We start from the raw sequence: 15,134 nt of genomic DNA, 5'->3' as shown, positions 1-15,134 counted from the left end.
GCCTCCGGCCGGCCGGACGCCTCGCCTCCGGCCGGCCGGACGCCTCGCCTCCGGCCGGCCGGACGCCTCGCCTCCGGCCGGCCGGACGCCTCGCCTCCGGCCGGCCTTCCGGACCGTAGGGCTCCGGGGTCCGTCGGTCTTCGGCTCGTGGTCGGCCTCCGTGGATTTCCCACGGGAGCCGACGCGTCGTGCCGGATGGTCCTTCTTTTGTGTGAAGCACCGTCCGCTGACGGGGAACCCGTGCCGTCGGCGGGCATCTCCCGGGTGCCCGGTGCCATGCGCGGCCGTATGGCTCAGGCTTACGTTGGGAGAGGTCATGCAATCCCGCCCCGTACACCGGCAGGTCACCGCACGGAACACCGGCGCGGTGGCGGACGGGACGCTCGGCGGGGGAGTGACGGACTCCCCGCCGCGGCCGGTGCGGATCATGCCGCTGGGGGACTCGATCACCGCCGGTCTGAACAGCACCGGGGCGGCCGGTTACCGCGACGAACTCCTGGGCCACCTGCACCGGCTGGGCCATGACGCCTGCTTCGTCGGCCCCTGCGTCAACGCCTTCCAGCCGCAGGGGGACCCCGGCTACGCCGCCGTCTGCGGCATCACCATCGAGGCGCTGACCCCCTTGCTGTCGCAGTGGGTTCCGGCCGCCCGGCCGGACTGGCTACTCGTGCACATCGGTACGAACAACATGTACGGCCCCGACCACACGGCCGCCCCCGGCCTTCTGCGCACCTTCGTGGACACCCTGCTGCGCCTGGCCCCGTCCGCCGGCATCCTGCTCGCCTCGGTCATTCCGTCACGGCTGCCCGAGTGGCAGGCACACATCGACGGCTACAACCGGCGGGTGCGCGAGATCGCCGAGGAGTCCGGGCGCCGCGGCCGGGTCTTCTTCGTCGACATGGCCCCCGCGCTGCACGCCTCCCCGCAGGGCGGCGACGATCTGTCCGACCTGGTCCATCCGTGCGACCAGGGGTACGCCAAGATGGCGGCCGTCTGGCGGGACGCGCTCCACGCACGGCTGCCCGCCCCCGGAGGCGGTCCCATCCTCAACCCCAACCCGCACCTTCGGACCCCCTCGCTCTCCGAGGCGGAACCGCGGGCCCGGGGCAACGCTCCCGCCTACTTCCCGGGCTGGACGAACCACGGCGTGTACGCCTGCCACGGGCGTCTCGCGGGCCTGGACAACGGCTCGCACGCCGTGGGCCTGTGCGCCGCTCCCGGGTTCCTCGGCATCGGCACCCGACTCGCCACCATCCCCGGCCGCCCGGTCCGCGTCACCTTCCGCGCCCGCGCCGACACCCTCGGCGCCGGCCCGGACCACGGCGGCCTCACGCGTGCGGGGAGGACGTTCGGCGTCCAGGCCGACGGGCACCCCAGGGCCGTCGTCACCGCGACCGACGAGTGGCGTACCTGGACCTACGATTTCACGCCCACCGGCGCCGAGACCGACCTCCGCCTCACCCCCGAGACCGGCCTCCCCCTCACCCCCGGCATTGGGACCGGCCGAGGCCCCCTCGTCACGGACGTCCTGGCACGCGCGTCGGCTTCCTGAGCGAACCCACCGGCCCACGCACGCCGGGCTCCTCCAGCCGGCCGTGGTCACCCGGCGCAGCCGACATCCAGTACCTCGACCACGTCGTCATGGACGGTGTACACCAGCCAGCACCATTCACCGAAGGCCGCGGCAAGATCCGGGACCTGGGCCCGCCGGTCCTCGGAGACAGCCGTGATGAGCCTGATGATCTCTTGGTGCATGTCGTCCGGGACGTCGAACAGCACGTCGGCGGCCCGTTGAATGAGTTCGATCTTCATGGCGTCCACCCGTGGACGGCGGGATTTCCCGTGGTGTGCGGAGGTATACCGACGCGGGGTCTGTCACGGAGGGGGGAACAGGGCCCGTGAACATGGTAATTCCGCCGGCACCGGCCGGAGCCGGTCAGACCCCGCGCGTGGTCAGGTCGGGCCCGGCCTGCCGAACAGCTCCGCGTAGCCGGTCGGCAACTGCGACAGCAGGTGGTCGACCTCTCCGCCCGGCACCGCGTCCGCGACGGTGGACAGGACGGCGCTGGCGTCCCACTCGGCGGTCCGGGGCCGGGCGCCGGTCTGATCGGCCACGCGTCGCAGGAATTCCTCACGCCCGAGGGCCTCCGGTTGCCGCGGGTGCGTGTGCAGGACGTCGTCCAGCGGCGCGGGCAGCTGTGCCGCCAGGTCGTCCGCCTCCTCCGGCGTGATCCGCGTGGCGAGCACCCGCAGCACCGACGTACTGATGTGCTCGGCCTCCTCCTGGCTGCGGTACTCCCCTCGATCGCGGACCTCGGCCAGAAATTCCGCCAGCTTCACGGTGCCCTCCTAGGACTGGTTCCTTCGGCATGCCTGGGAAACGGCCGGTACGAGAACCGGCACGGCACATGAGCGCCGTCTCACGGTCCCGTCGGCCTCACACCCCTGCGGGCCAGGTCTCCGCCTCGGGGCTCGCCGCGGCCGTCGGGCGCAACGGGGTGACGGCCCGGGTGTGGTCGAGATAGCAGAAGGCGTCGTAGCGCTCGGCCAGCACGGTGGGGACGTAGGTGCCCATGCGTTCGTACCGCGGCTGGTAGACCACCCCGATGGCCCGGTGGCCGCGCTCCTCGTGGAACCACGCGCGCCGGCCGGTGGCGGGCGGCCGCTGGAACTGCACAGGGGGGAAGACGAAGAGGGCCCGCTCGCCGGGCAGCGCCGTGTGCAACAGATCCTCCAGGCTGCCGGTGTGCGCGGGCGGTACCTCCATGACCCGGGGCACGTCGCCCCAGGCGTCGGCGGCGATCACCGTGCCGGTGTACGAGCCGAAGCCGACCAGCGCCACGCCCGCGCCCATGTGCCGTTCGCGGACCAGCTGACCGACGTTGATCTCGCCGATGTCGGCCATGTCCGTGGCGCGGGCGTCCCCGACGTGGGTGTTGTGTTCCCACACCACCGCCTTGGCGCCGGGGCCGTAGTGCTCCATCAGCCGGTCCAGCGTGTCGGCCATGTGCCGGTCGCGGATGTTCCAGGCGTCCGGGCCGCTGTCCAGCGTGGCCCGGTAGTAGCGCTCGGCGCCGGCCAGCACCTCGGCGTTCTGGCGGGCGGCGAACTCCGTGAGCGAACCGTCCGGGGAGGCCGCCCGCGCGGCCCTGTGCCGTGCCTCCGTGAGCAGGGAGATCACCTTCCGCTCACACCCTTGGGGGACATACCGTGTGGCCGGCGCATACGAATGGGGATCCTCGGCGTACGGCTCGAGGCAGCGGTACGCCTCCAGGGCGGGCCGCACCCGCTCGGGGTCGTGCTCGCGCAGATGGGCGAGGACGGCGTGCAGCGACTCCCACAGGCTGTAGACGTCCAGCCCGAAGAAACCGACGCGCCGCTCGGGAGGCAGCCCCTGGTTGTGCCGGCGCAGCCATCGGGTGAAGGCCGCGACCTCGGCGTTGCCCCACATCCACGTCGGCCAGCGGTCGAAGTCCGCGAGTACCTCGCCGGGGTCCTCGGGCGCGCCCGGGGCCGCGACCACCGAGCAGTGCACGGCGTGGCAGTCGGGCCAGTCGCCCTCCACCGCGACGAAGGAGAATCCCTTCTCCTCGATCAGCCGACGGGTCAGCACGTCACGGAGCCGGTAGTAGTCGGCGGTGCCGTGGGACGCCTCGCCCAGCAGGACGTAGCGGGCGTCGCCGATGCGGTCCAGCAGGGGGTCCAGGGAGCCCGGATCGGTCAGCGGCAGGGCCGCTTCCCGAATGCGGGCCTGTTCGGTGTCGGGCACGGCTCGCCTCCCTTCGCGGGGTGCACCACCGGGTCCCCGCCGCGCCGCGCGCCGAAACGCGAGGTCACGGCGGTATCCACGGAGTCCGGGAAGAGTGCGCGCAGCGTGATGTGATGTGAATCACAGTCCGGGGCCGGTGAACATTGCTTCGCTCACCCAAGTGGGGGAATTCGGATAAAAAGCACATAAGCCTCAATGCTGGAGAGGGGACGACGCCCATGTCGTATCCGCAATACTCCACCGGCATGACCGGACACCCCGAGATGGCGGAGATGCGGGAGCGGCTCGAACGCACCGCCTCCACCGGCAAGGCGATCGCCCTCGAAGGGCTGATCCTCCTGACCGGTCTCTACGCCGCGATCTCACCGTGGGCCGTCCACTTCGCGGGCCTGCGGAACATCACCGCCAACAACCTGATCGTCGGCATCACCATCGGCCTGATCGGTCTCGGCCTGGCCCTCGTGCCCGAGCGGATGTTCCGTCTGGCCTGGGCGCTGGTACCCCTGGGCATCTGGCTCCTGATCTCGCCCTGGGTGGTCACCGCCTCGCACAGCGCGCGGGCCGGCGTCATCTGGAACAACGTCCTGATCGGCGTCGTCACCATGGCACTCGGACTGGCCGCCATGGGTCTCACCATCGGCGTCGCCCGCCCGGACAAGCGTTGAGCCGAGGAGCGTGCCGCACCCGGCGGGTCCGGCACGCTCCCCGAGCAGCCGGAAGGTAAGACGATGCCCACCACCCGCTCATCCGACTTCGAGCACGCCATCCACAGCGCGAACATCTGGCTGAAGGCGGTCGCGGAAGCCCTGGGAACGGACGACCGCCATCTCGCCCACCGGGTCCTGCGCACCTGGCTGCACACCCTCCGGGACCGGCTCACCGTAGAGGTGTCGGCCCACCTCGCCGCACAACTCCCCGAACTGCTGCGCGGCGCCTACTACGACGGCTGGACCCCGAGTTCCGTGCCCATCAAGTACGACATCGACGGCTACGTCAACCGCTTCGTCCAGGAAGCCAAGGTCGACGCCGAAGACGTGCCGAAGACGGCCGCCGCCGTCACCACCGTCGTACGCGACCACGTCTCGCCCGGCACGCTGGAGTCGGCACTGGAGCAGCTCCCGAACGACATCTGCGCCCTGCTGCTCCAGCCGGCCTGAGCCGGGCCGGCCCGCTCCGGCCGCCGCCGGGCCAGGACGCGTGCCCGGGGGCGGGGTCAGCGCGCGCGGTCCGCTGTGACCAGCCACGACTCCGTCCGCCGCCAGGTGGCCGCGCAGGTGGTCCGTCAGGGTGCGGCGGGCGTGTTCGCGTGCGCGCGCGTCGGCCTGTTCCAGCAGGTGGCGGCCGGGGCCCGTGCCCCACAGGAACTCCGCCGCGTCCTCGGCGCCGTGTCCCCACACCCCGTGGGTCTGGACCCGGTCGACGGTGACGGCGGTGAATCCGGCCGCGGTGAGGATGTCCCGGATGCGGTCGGGAGCGGCCAGGGAGAACATGCCCGGCAGCCCGGGCGTCCCGAAGTCGCCGACCGGCAGCAGATCCCGCAGGCTCGCGATCGCCGTCACCCAGCCGTTGTCCGCCGCGTCGGCCGGGCAGACGAACGCCAGCCGGCCGCCGGGGCGCAGCGCCCGACGGACATTGTCGAAGGCCGTGATCGGGTCGGCGAAGAACATCACCCCGTAGCGGCTGATCGCCGCGTCGAACGCGCCCTCCTCGAAGGGGTACACCTGCGCGTCGCCCTGTACGAAGGAGACGTTGCCGATGCCCTGCTCCTCCGCGCGGGCCCGTGCCTCGGCCAGCATCGGGGCGGACAGGTCGAGGCCCAGCGCGCGCCCCCGGGGTGCCCGGCGCGCGGCGCGGCGCGTGGTCTGCCCGGAGCCGCAGCCGACATCGAGGATCCGGTGTTCCCCGGTGATTCCCGCGGCGTCGAGCAACGGCTGGTCGAAACCTCCGTTCACGGCGTTCCAGCGGTCCTGGTGGCGGGCCCAGTGGGTGCCTTCGGGGCCGTTCCACGCCTGCGACTGACCGGTGTTGACGATGTCCGGCATGGATTCCGGCACGGGTGCCTCCAGGGGCGACGACGGGAATGGGCGTGGGCCCAAACAGTATGGGCAGGTGCCCAAACTGGCAATCCCCAGTAGTATCCGGTGAGTTGTGTCGTCTGAGCCGAACGGGAGAGCGGCCCATGTCACCGCGGGGAGTGGCGACGCCGGACGTGCGCGAGCGGCTGTTCGCGGCTGCCGAGCGCGTCGTGGAGAACGGCGGTCCCGGCGCGCTCACCAGCCGGGCCGTCACCGCCGAGGCGGGCTGCGCCAAGGGGCTGCTGCACGCGCACTTCGCGAGCCTCGACGAGTTCGTGGCCGAACTCTGCCTCGACCGGTTCGCGCGGACGGCGGCCAAGGCTCGGGCACTGTCGGGACTCGTCGGGCAGGCCACGGTGGCACGGAACCTCGACGCCGTCGTCCTCGCGCTGTTCGACTCGGGTGGCCCCGCGCTCTCGGGTCTCGCCCTGACCCGGCCCGCGGCGACCCGGCGCATCCGCGAGGCGCTGGAAGGCGGGGCGCCCGGCTTCACCGCGCTCCAGGATGCCGTCACCGGCTATCTGACCGACGAACAGAAACTCGGCCGGGTCGCGGAGACCGTCGACCCGCACACGGTCGCCCTCGCCTTGGTCGGCACCGCGCACCACCTGCTGATGACGAGCCGGCCGGGCACCCCCGACCCGCGGCCCGCCATGACGCGCCTGGTGGCCGCGCTCCTGCGGGACTGAGAGACGGAGCGGCTGCGGGCCGGCCCGCAGGGCCCCGTGGCATGCGCGGGAACTCTCCCGCGCGCGTGGCACGGCGCGGCCGGTGATGTGCGCGGGCACGCGAAAGGCGAGACGTAGGCACTTTCCGTGGTGAGTGGTGCGGCTTCGTCGGGGTTGTGCTGCACCTTCATTCGTGCGGTGTGTTTATGCGGTTCAGCCGGTTATCCCACGCCGGTCCGGTCATCACCGTTGCGGGACCGGCCCCCGCATGCCGGCGGACGGGGCGCCGATCCACACCCCTTCGGCTCGAGGTGCACGGAAGGAGGTGACAGACATGGAGAACCGCGAGGAGGTCTACGAGGCGCCGACGCTGAGCGAGGCCGGCGACTTCGCCGAGGTCACCCTCGGCTGGCCGTTCGGACACCGCCGCGACGGCGGTCTCCCGCCGTACTGGCTCTACCCCTGGACCGACTGAGCCCGGTGCTGTGAACCCGGTGGGCGCGCGACGCGCGCCCACCGGGCGCGGGGCCGCCCGACCCGTCCGTGAGGAGAAGGAGTGCCATGGACTGCTGGTGGGTGATGCTGCCCGACGCACCGGCCGCCGCCGCTGTCGCGGACCGGCTGGGCCGGGAAGGCGTGCGCCGCGTGCCGCACGCCTCGGGACGGCCCTGGCTGGTGGGCCGTTGGGACGCCCGGCAGGAGGTGTCGGCCCGGGCGGGGGAAACCCGGATCATGGTGCTGGGCCGGAGCACCGCGCGGGCCGGGACACTACGGCGGCGGATCGAGCGGGTGCGTCTGCCCGCGGAGGCGGAACGGGCCGTGACGGGCCTGGCGGGCAGCTTCCATGTGCTGGCCTCGGTGGGCGGACGGGTGTGGGCGCGCGGTACGGCATCGGCCGTGTGCCGTGTCTTCACCGCACACATCGACGGCGTACCGGTGGCGGCCGGCCGCGCCGATGTGCTGGCCGCCCTGTCGGGCGCGGATCCCGACCTCGGGGCGCTCGCCGTGCGGCTTCTTCATCCGCCGGTGGCCTCCACGGTTCTCGCCGACCGCACCTACTGGCGGAACGTGCGCGCCCTACCGCCACACGAGGCGTTGGTGTGGGAGCGCGACGGGCGCCGCGGGCCCCGGGTCCGCTGGTGGCGTCCCCCCGAACCGCACCTGTCCCTGGCGGAGGCCGCAGCCCAGGTGCGTACGGCGCTGACGGACGCGGTCGGCACCTGTACGGCCGGTGGCGGCACGGTCAGCGCCGATCTCTCCGGAGGACTGGACTCGACGAGCCTGTGCTTCCTGGCCGCCCGGGAAACGGACCGGCTGGTCACCGTGCACTGGGAGGGACGGGACCCGGACAACGACGACGCCCTCTGGGCCGCGCGCGCCCGTGAGGCACTGCCCTCGGCCACCCACTTGGTGCTGACCGGCGAGGAGTCACCCGACTGGTTCGCCGGCGTCGGCGGACTACGGCTGCCCAGCGAGGAACCCTGTGCCTGGGTACGGGACTTCGCCAAACAGACCGACCTGCTGCGGCGGGTCGGGGAGCACGGCTCCCGGCTCCATCTGAGCGGTGGTGGCGGCGACGAGATGTTCACGCCGTTCCCCTGCCACCTCCAGGACCTGGCCGCCGCCCGGCCGTGGCAGGCCTGGCAGCTGCTGAGCCGGCAACGCCACCAATGGCGCGCCGGCCACCTCTCGGTGGCCCGCGGAGTCCTCGGCCGGACCTCATACCGGCGGTGGCTGCTGGACGCCGCCGGCCACGTGACCCTCCCGCCGCCGTCGGGCCTCACGGGCATGCTCGGCTGGCAGCCCGAACCCCGCGCGCCGGGCTGGGCCACCCCCGAGGCGGTGGCGATGACGACGGACGCGCTGCGCACCGCGGCGGACGGCAGCCCCGAACCGCTCGCGCCCCACCGGTCCGTGCACTGCGCGCTGCAACAGGTCCGTGAGGGCGGCAACGCGATCCGCGTACTGAACCAGACACTGGCCGGCCCGGACCTGGCCCTGCCCTACACCGACGACGCGGTCGTCACCGCCGCCCTGTCGGTCCGTCCGCTGGAAGCCGTACGGCCGGGTGCGTACAAACCGCTGCTGGGCGCCGCCTTGTCCGGCATCGTGCCCGCGCACATCCTGGCCCGCCCGGACAAGGGCCCGTACGACGCCGACTTCTACCACGGGCTGCGCCGCCACCGCGGGGAGCTGCTGGCCCTGACCGAGGACTCGCGGTTGGCGGAAGCCGGACTGATCGACGCCGAACGGCTGCGCCGCTCCCTGCACCACAATGCCGCCGCCGCCGAACTCGACCCGCTGCTCCACACGCTGGGCTGCGAGGTCTGGCTCCGCTCGCTGGACGACGGCCCGGCCCCGGTGCCGTACCCGCCGGCCGCGACAGCGCGGTGAACAGGGAACGGCGATGGAAGGAGCGCGTTGATGTCCCTCTCGCTGGCCGCGTACGTGACCGCGGTCGACACCGACGGCGGTGCCATGGTCCTGCTGGACGAACGCACCGGGAAATACCGGCAGCTGAACCCCACGGGAGCGCTCGTCCTCCGCCTGCTGCTGCGGGGCGCCACCACCGAGGACGCCGCGGCGGCCCTGGCGGAACGCTATCCGCAGGCCGGCGCGCGGGCCGGCGAGGACGTCGCGCGCCTCGTGGAAGCCCTGCGGGGAGCCGGACTGCTGCGTGACTGAGCCGCCCGCCACCATCCCGCCCGCCACCCGAACACCGGGAGGCCCGGAGGAGGTCCGGGAGCCCGGAGGACGCCTGAGACAGACACTTTCGCCACCGCACCAGGAGCGCTCACCATGACCGACCTCGTCGGAGTACCACAACCAGCCTTCGTCCCGCCGCCGCGCCGTCTGCTCGCCCTGCTGGCCGTGGCCGCCGCCCGCCCGCTGGCCGGCGCCGGACCGCGCCGCATCCGCGCCGTCCTGCACCTGCTGCGCCGCGGAGCCGTCCCCGCCACCCGGCAGCAGGCCGCCGCGGCCCGGCAGGCCGTCATCACCGTCAGCCCGCGCTGCGCCGCCGACCGCAGCTGCCTGCAACGCTCCCTGGCCACCGCCCTGTTGTGCCGGGCATGGGGGACCTGGCCCACCTGGTGCACCGGCGTGCGCACCGAACCCTTCCGCGCCCACGCCTGGGTCGCCGTCGGCTCCGAACCCGTGGGCGAACCGGCACACGAACGCGGCTACACGCCCGTCATCACCGTCCCGCCCCTGCCGCTCACCGGGAACCGCTCATGACCGGACGTCCGAGCCCCACCACGGACACCGCCGCCGGCGGCCGGGGAACCCGGCGCGCCCTGCCGTACGCGGTCCACACCCGGGGACTGACCAAGACCTACCCCGGCGGCCAGGACGCCGTACGGGGCGTGGACCTGACCGTCGCGACCGGCGAGATGTTCGCCTTCCTCGGCCCCAACGGCGCGGGAAAGTCCACCACCGTGTCCATGCTGTGCGCGCTGAAGAGGCCCAGCGCGGGAGACGCCTGGGTCGCCGGGGCGAACGTGCTCACCGAGTCCCACCTGGTGCGGCGCCGCGTCGGCGTCCTCTTCCAGCACAGCGCCCTGGAGCCCGACCTGACCTGCGCCCAAAGCCTGCAACTGCACGCGCGCCTGCACGGTCTGTCCCGCTCCGACGCCCGCTCCCGCACCGGCCAGGTGCTGAGCGCCGCCCGGCTCGCCGAACACCGGCACGCACGGGTACGCACCCTCTCCGGCGGCATGCGCCGCCGCCTCGACATCGCCCGCGCCCTGCTGCACGAACCCCGCGTGCTCTTCCTGGACGAACCGACCGCCGGACTCGACCCGCCCGCCCGCGCCCGGCTGTGGCAGCACCTGCGCCGCCTGCGGGAGGACGAGCGCATCACCGTCTTCGTCACCACGCACTACCTGGAGGAGGCCGAGTACTGCGACCGGCTCGCCATCATCGACCACGGCCGCATCGTCGCCCACGGCACCCCCGCCGGCCTGAAATCCGCCCTCGGGCAGGAGACCGTACGGCTGCGCACCAGCGACAACCGGCGGGCCGCCGCGCTGCTCAGAACCGACCACGGCCGCACCGCCTTCGACGGCGGTGAGGAGGTCACCGTGCCGGTGACCGACAGCGCCGAGTGGCTGCCCAGGCTGTGCGCCACCCTCGGCGCACACGGCATCCACATCCATCGGGCCACCGCCACCGTGCCGACCCTGGACGACGTCTTCTTCCACCACACCGGCCGCCCCTTCGATCCCGAGAGCGGCACCCCATGACGACGGCACGCGTCTCGTCCAGGGTGAGCCCCAGCGGGGAGGACGGCGTGCGTCAGGAACTGCGCGCCGTCCACGCACTCATCACGCGCGACTGGCTACGACTGGCCGCCAACCCCACGAACACCGTGCTGATGCTCCTGCAGCCCCTGCTGTTCCTGCTCGCCTTCGGCGGCGGCCTGTCCGCACTCGTCCCCGACAGCGCCGTCGGCGGCCAGTACCGTGCCTTCCTCTATCCCGGCATCCTGCTCATGGCCATCCAGGCGCCGGCCGTCAGCGTGGGCATCCGTCTGATCACCGACCGGTACAACGGCACCATCCGCGAGCTGCTCGTCACCCCCGCCCACCGGTCGAGCCTGCTGTGCGGGATCTGCCTCGGCGGCTGTGCCACGGCCACGGCCCAGGGCGCCGTCCTGCTCGCCCTGGCACCGGCCGGCGGACTGCCCTACCGGCCCCTGCCGCTCGCCGGCCTCCTCGCGGAACTGGCCCTGGCCGCCTTCACGGTGACCGCGCTCGCCCTCGTACCGGCCGTACACACGCGGCGGCCCGAGACCTTCAGCACGCTCCTGGCGCTGACCAGCGCCCCCCTGCTCTTCGGATCGGGCGCACTCGTCCCCCTGTCCACCCTCCCCTCCTGGGTGACCACCGCGGCCGTCCTCAACCCGCTCGCCTACGCCACCGACCTCCTGCGCCGCACCGTGAGCCCCACCGCGGCCGCCGGCGTCCACTGGGGCACTTGGCAGCCACCGCCGGTGGTGGAGGCGGGCGTCCTCCTGCTGACCGCGATCACCGCCCTCCTCTGCACGGCCCACCGCTTCGGCCGCACGGACGACATGACGTGACGCTACGTCTCTCCGTGCCCGGGCTTCCGCCAAGTCAGCGAGTACCGACGGAGCACATGCCGGCGATAGCGCACACCGGGCAACAGCCGCCGTGCCGCGGCCCGCACCTGTCCGTAGCTCATCCGGGGGACGGCGACCGGCATGCCCTCCGGCTCGCGCGCCCGGCGCAACACCTTGGTGATCCGTACGACCGGGGCGGCCGCGATCGTCGCCGCCCACTCCGCCGGGCTCTCCTCGCGGGCCAGACCGACCACCACCAGCGTGCCGCCGGGCCGCAGCAACGCGCGCATCCGGACCAGGGCGGCCTCGAGGTCCATATGATGAATGGCGGTCACCGAGCAGATGAAGTCGTATCCCTCGTCCGGCAGATCAGCGGTCAGGAAGTCGCCCTCGACGAAGGTGAGTCGCGGGTCGCCGGCGGCGAGCTCACGCGCGTGGGCGATCATCCGGGGCGACTTGTCGATCCCCGAGACCCGCTCGGCCCGCCCGGTCAGCTTCCGCGCCAGCAGACCGTCCCCGCAGCCGACGTCCAGCGCGTCCCCGCAACCACCGGGAACCACACGGAGGATGCCCGGGTGCCGGGCGACGTTGGTGTTCCAGTACGGCGTCGGGCCGGCGTCATCCGACAAGGAAGCCCCGCAGTTCAGCCGGGTGTCAGCGCGGGCGTGTACGTGTGGTCGCCCAGGGCGCGGTGGACCAGTTCGAGCACCATGGCGGTCACTCGGCGCTCGTCGAGGCCGGTCCTGTCGTCCTCCTGGCCGATGAGGTCGTCCAACAGGCCGTCGGACGCGTGGTAGGCCATGCGGAACGCCACGCGGGTGTCGCCGGCCCGGAACGCCCCGGCGTCCGTGCCCTCTTCGACGAACGCGCACATCAGGTCGATGACCCGCTGGTTGGCCTGCCGGCACAGCTCCAGGGCCTTGGCGTTGGCCGAGCCGTAGACGATCCGGTGCAGCTCGGCGTTCGCGATGGCGTGCCGGACGAGGGCGCTCATCACCCGGTCGATGGTGGGCCACCAGTCGTCGCTCTCGGCCAGGATCTCCTGCGCGGTGGAGACGATGGCGTCGACATAGCGCTCCCACAGGGCGCCGAGCAGGTGGTCCTTCGACTCGAAGTAGAGGTAGAAGGTGCCCTTGCCGATCTCGGCCGCGTCCGCGAGTTCGGAGATGGTGGCGCGTTCGAAGCCCGTTGTGCCGAACACGCGTTGCCCTGCGCGCAGGATGTCGTCCCTGCGGTCGTCGGGGCTCTTGGTGACTCGCTTCCTCCGCGTCGTCGCCGGCATGCCCACCTCCGTTCACGCGGTGTCGTGGAGCCCTGTAGGGCTGCCCAATATATCTGACCGCCGGTCGGTCCCCTTCCATTGACTGACCGTCGGTCATTTGTTTGACTGACCGCCGGTCACGCCCACCCGGCCGACGCGCCACGACGACGCACCGCGACACCCACCCGAGGACCACGAGATGACCACGCAAGGCCTGACGGTTCCCGCGGAACCCCAGACCGGCCCGCGGAGCCCGGCCCGCTTCTGGGCCACCGCCTACACGCTCCTCTGCCTGCTCACCGGCACCAACCTGCCCACCCCCCTGTACCGCGGCTACGAGCGCGAGTTCGGCTTCTCCCCGCTCGTGGTCACGCTGATCTTCGCGGTGTACGTAGCCGCGCTGATCCCCTCCTTACTGATCGTCGGCCCGCTGTCCGACTCCGTGGGGCCCCGCACCGTACTCCTGCCGTCCGTGGTACTGGCCGCCCTCGGCTCGCTCGCCTTCGCGCTCGCCGACGACGTCGGCTGGCTCTTCGCCGCCCGCCTGCTCCAGGGCCTCGCCGTGGGTGCCGCCTCCGGCGCGCTCACCGCGGCACTGACCGAGCTGGAGCCCCGTGGCGACCGGGGCCGGGCCGCGCTGGTGTCCACGGTCGCCTCCGTCGGCGGGCTGGGGGCGGGACCCCTGATCGCGGGCCTGCTCGCCGAGTACGCCCCCTGGCCCTACGTCCTGCCCTACGCCCTGGAGATCGTGCTGCTGGTCCCCGCGGCCATCACCATGGTCACCCTTCCCGCCACCCGGCCCACGACCCGCCGGCGCCCGCGCCGCCCCACCGTCCCGGCGTCGATGCGCGGGCTGTTCCTCTCCAGCGGTACGGCGAGCTTCCTCGCCTTCTCCGTGACCGGCCTCTTCCTGAGCCTGGTGCCGACCTACGTCACGAAACTCTCCGGCAGCGACAACCTCGCCCTGGCCGGCGGCGCCGTCACCCTGATGCTCGCCTGTTCCGTACTCGCCCAGATCGCGGCGGCGGGGCGCCGGGCACTCGGCATCCAGGTCACCGGCCTGGTCGTCCTGGCCGCGGGCCTGGTGCTGCTGGCCGTGGCCGGCGGTCTCTCCTCCCTCCCGCTGCTGCTGGCGGCCACCGTCGTCGGCGGCGCCGGGCAGGGACTGGCCTTCCTCGGCGCCCTCAGCCGTGCAGGTCTTCGCAGCCCTGGTGTCCGCGCTGTGCCTGCCGGTCGCGGCCGTCCTGTTCCGCAAGCACATGACCGGGGCTGGAAACGAGGACGGGGAACAGGGTTGACTCCTGCCTCATGACTCAGTACGTCAAGACATTCCATGCCCTGGAGATCGGTGACGGTGGCGACGGGCGATGGGCCGAGCGGGTCCGGCCGGCCATGGCGGGCGCGGCGGACTGGCTGACCGAGGAGGGGCGGACGCCCGAGGGCGCTGCCCGTGCCCGGCGGCTCTTCGAGGAGCACATGCCCGAACTCGTCCCGGCACTCGACCGGCTCGCCGGCCAACTGCCCTCACCCCAGGCCGGAACCCTCCTCACCATGGCAGCGGTGCGGCCGTTCTTCTCCGGCTGCACCCAGATCGGCCGCGACGGCACCCTGCTCAGGAACTACGACTACGCTCCCGAACACTGCGAAGGCACCATCGTCTCCTCCCATTTCCTGCGTCCTGTGATCGGTATGCAGGAGGCCGGGTGGGGACTGCTGGACGGCATGAACGACGCGGGCCTCGCGGTGTCGCTCACCTTCGGCGGGCGGTACGTCCACGGGCCGGGATTCGCCCTCCCCCTGGTGCTGCGCTATCTGCTGGAGACCTGCCGGACAGTCGACGAGGCGCTGGGCAGACTGCGCACCCTACCCATCGCGATTCCGCAGAACGTCACCCTCGTCGGCCCGGACCGGACCGTGACGGTCCATGTCGGCCCCGACATCCCGATGACCGGGACGCGGGACTCCTGCGCGGCCAACCACCAGCACCTTCCGGTGCCGGAGGAGCAGGAGCAAGTCACCCGCACACAGGCGCGGCTGGCCGCTGTACGGGCGGCGGGTGTCGATGTCGCGGCGATGCTGCGACCGCCGCTGTACCAGTGTGCGTACGACGAGTGGCTGGGCACGGTGTACACGGCCGAGTACCGTCCCGAGGAGGGCCGAGTGACCTACCACTGGCCCGGAGCGAGCTGGCAGCACTCCTTCGGCGGCTTCTCCCCGGGCACCCTCACCGTCACCCTGGGGCTTCCGGCCGACGGGGGCGACAACAGCTGACGGGGAG

17 protein-coding genes are annotated in these 15,134 nt (G+C 72.7%); 11 read left to right on the top strand and 6 right to left on the bottom strand.

Features of this window, described 5'->3' with window-relative positions; translation table 11 throughout:
• Positions 1–316: 316 nt before the first annotated feature.
• Positions 317–1,552 (top strand): SGNH/GDSL hydrolase family protein, encoded by a 1,236-nt coding sequence (locus HB370_RS02915; RefSeq protein WP_051815262.1) that lies wholly within the window; start codon positions 317–319, stop codon positions 1,550–1,552.
• 47 nt (positions 1,553–1,599) lie between these two features.
• Here HB370_RS02915 and HB370_RS02910 read toward each other — a convergent pair whose 3' ends face one another.
• From HB370_RS02910 to HB370_RS02900, 3 genes are all read right to left on the bottom strand, one after another.
• Positions 1,600–1,812, bottom strand: a complete 213-nt coding sequence (locus HB370_RS02910) for a hypothetical protein (RefSeq protein ID WP_030776382.1) — start codon at positions 1,810–1,812, stop codon at positions 1,600–1,602.
• Positions 1,813–1,953: 141 nt separating this feature from the next.
• Positions 1,954–2,340: a DUF2267 domain-containing protein gene (locus tag HB370_RS02905; RefSeq protein WP_030776385.1), complete on the bottom strand. Its 387-nt coding sequence runs from the start codon at positions 2,338–2,340 to the stop codon at positions 1,954–1,956.
• Between the two features lie 97 nt (positions 2,341–2,437).
• On the bottom strand, positions 2,438–3,769 hold the full coding sequence (locus HB370_RS02900) for an erythromycin esterase family protein (protein WP_078637317.1): 1,332 nt from the start codon (positions 3,767–3,769) through the stop codon (positions 2,438–2,440).
• Between the two features lie 218 nt (positions 3,770–3,987).
• Between HB370_RS02900 and HB370_RS02895 the strand changes: the two genes are divergently transcribed.
• Entirely contained in the window at positions 3,988–4,434 is a 447-nt protein-coding gene (locus HB370_RS02895) for an SPW repeat protein (RefSeq protein ID WP_030776389.1), read from the top strand.
• Between the two features lie 78 nt (positions 4,435–4,512).
• On the opposite strand, the gene HB370_RS41660 is transcribed toward HB370_RS02895, so the two are convergent.
• Positions 4,513–5,823 (bottom strand): class I SAM-dependent methyltransferase, encoded by a 1,311-nt coding sequence (locus HB370_RS41660; protein WP_244405381.1) that lies wholly within the window; start codon positions 5,821–5,823, stop codon positions 4,513–4,515.
• A 125-nt stretch (positions 5,824–5,948) separates the two neighbouring features.
• Here HB370_RS41660 and HB370_RS02880 point away from each other — a divergent pair, with 125 nt between their 5' ends.
• The 7 genes from HB370_RS02880 (at position 5,949) to HB370_RS02850 (ending at position 11,595) form a co-directional block, all read left to right on the top strand.
• Positions 5,949–6,533 (top strand): TetR/AcrR family transcriptional regulator, encoded by a 585-nt coding sequence (locus HB370_RS02880; RefSeq protein ID WP_030776394.1) that lies wholly within the window; start codon positions 5,949–5,951, stop codon positions 6,531–6,533.
• A 313-nt stretch (positions 6,534–6,846) separates the two neighbouring features.
• On the top strand, positions 6,847–6,987 hold the full coding sequence (locus tag HB370_RS02875; protein ID WP_157855533.1) for a keywimysin-related RiPP: 141 nt from the start codon (positions 6,847–6,849) through the stop codon (positions 6,985–6,987).
• An 86-nt stretch (positions 6,988–7,073) separates the two neighbouring features.
• The gene (locus HB370_RS02870) at positions 7,074–8,906 is read left to right on the top strand and encodes an asparagine synthase-related protein (RefSeq protein WP_030776396.1); all 1,833 of its coding nucleotides are present in this window, start codon (positions 7,074–7,076) and stop codon (positions 8,904–8,906) included.
• 30 nt (positions 8,907–8,936) lie between these two features.
• Entirely contained in the window at positions 8,937–9,197 is a 261-nt protein-coding gene (locus HB370_RS02865; protein ID WP_030776398.1) for a lasso peptide biosynthesis PqqD family chaperone, read from the top strand.
• A gap of 114 nt (positions 9,198–9,311) precedes the next feature.
• Positions 9,312–9,749: a lasso peptide biosynthesis B2 protein gene (locus HB370_RS02860; protein ID WP_030776401.1), complete on the top strand. Its 438-nt coding sequence runs from the start codon at positions 9,312–9,314 to the stop codon at positions 9,747–9,749.
• Positions 9,746–10,756, top strand: a complete 1,011-nt coding sequence (locus HB370_RS02855; protein ID WP_078637318.1) for an ABC transporter ATP-binding protein — start codon at positions 9,746–9,748, stop codon at positions 10,754–10,756. The genes HB370_RS02860 and HB370_RS02855 overlap by 4 nt, the downstream gene beginning before the upstream one ends.
• Before the next feature lie 47 nt (positions 10,757–10,803).
• A complete protein-coding gene (locus HB370_RS02850) occupies positions 10,804–11,595 on the top strand; it encodes an ABC transporter permease (RefSeq protein ID WP_244405379.1) in 792 nt (263 codons plus the stop codon).
• A gap of 2 nt (positions 11,596–11,597) precedes the next feature.
• Here HB370_RS02850 and HB370_RS02845 read toward each other — a convergent pair whose 3' ends face one another.
• Together HB370_RS02845 and HB370_RS02840 are read right to left on the bottom strand one after the other, a co-directional pair.
• Positions 11,598–12,224 carry a class I SAM-dependent methyltransferase gene (locus HB370_RS02845; RefSeq protein WP_030776409.1) on the bottom strand — a complete coding sequence of 209 codons (627 nt, stop codon included), beginning with the start codon at positions 12,222–12,224 and terminating at the stop codon, positions 11,598–11,600.
• Between the two features lie 14 nt (positions 12,225–12,238).
• Complete coding sequence (locus tag HB370_RS02840) at positions 12,239–12,877, bottom strand: TetR/AcrR family transcriptional regulator (protein ID WP_051815263.1); 639 nt, start codon at positions 12,875–12,877, stop codon at positions 12,239–12,241.
• A gap of 178 nt (positions 12,878–13,055) precedes the next feature.
• Between HB370_RS02840 and HB370_RS02835 the strand changes: the two genes are divergently transcribed.
• Both HB370_RS02835 and HB370_RS02830 read left to right on the top strand, forming a co-directional pair.
• Positions 13,056–14,168: an MFS transporter gene (locus tag HB370_RS02835; protein ID WP_078637319.1), complete on the top strand. Its 1,113-nt coding sequence runs from the start codon at positions 13,056–13,058 to the stop codon at positions 14,166–14,168.
• A complete protein-coding gene (locus HB370_RS02830) occupies positions 14,165–15,127 on the top strand; it encodes a C45 family peptidase (RefSeq protein WP_030776418.1) in 963 nt (320 codons plus the stop codon). Before HB370_RS02835 ends, HB370_RS02830 begins: the two co-directional genes overlap by 4 nt.
• The last annotated feature ends 7 nt before the right edge of the window (positions 15,128–15,134 follow it).

The sequence above is a fragment of the Streptomyces sp. DSM 40868 genome (assembly GCF_011820545.1).
GTDB lineage: Bacteria > Actinomycetota > Actinomycetes > Streptomycetales > Streptomycetaceae > Streptomyces > Streptomyces eurythermus.
The sequence above is the reverse complement of the archived record's forward strand: the minus strand, read 5'-3'. Positions and strand labels throughout refer to the sequence as shown.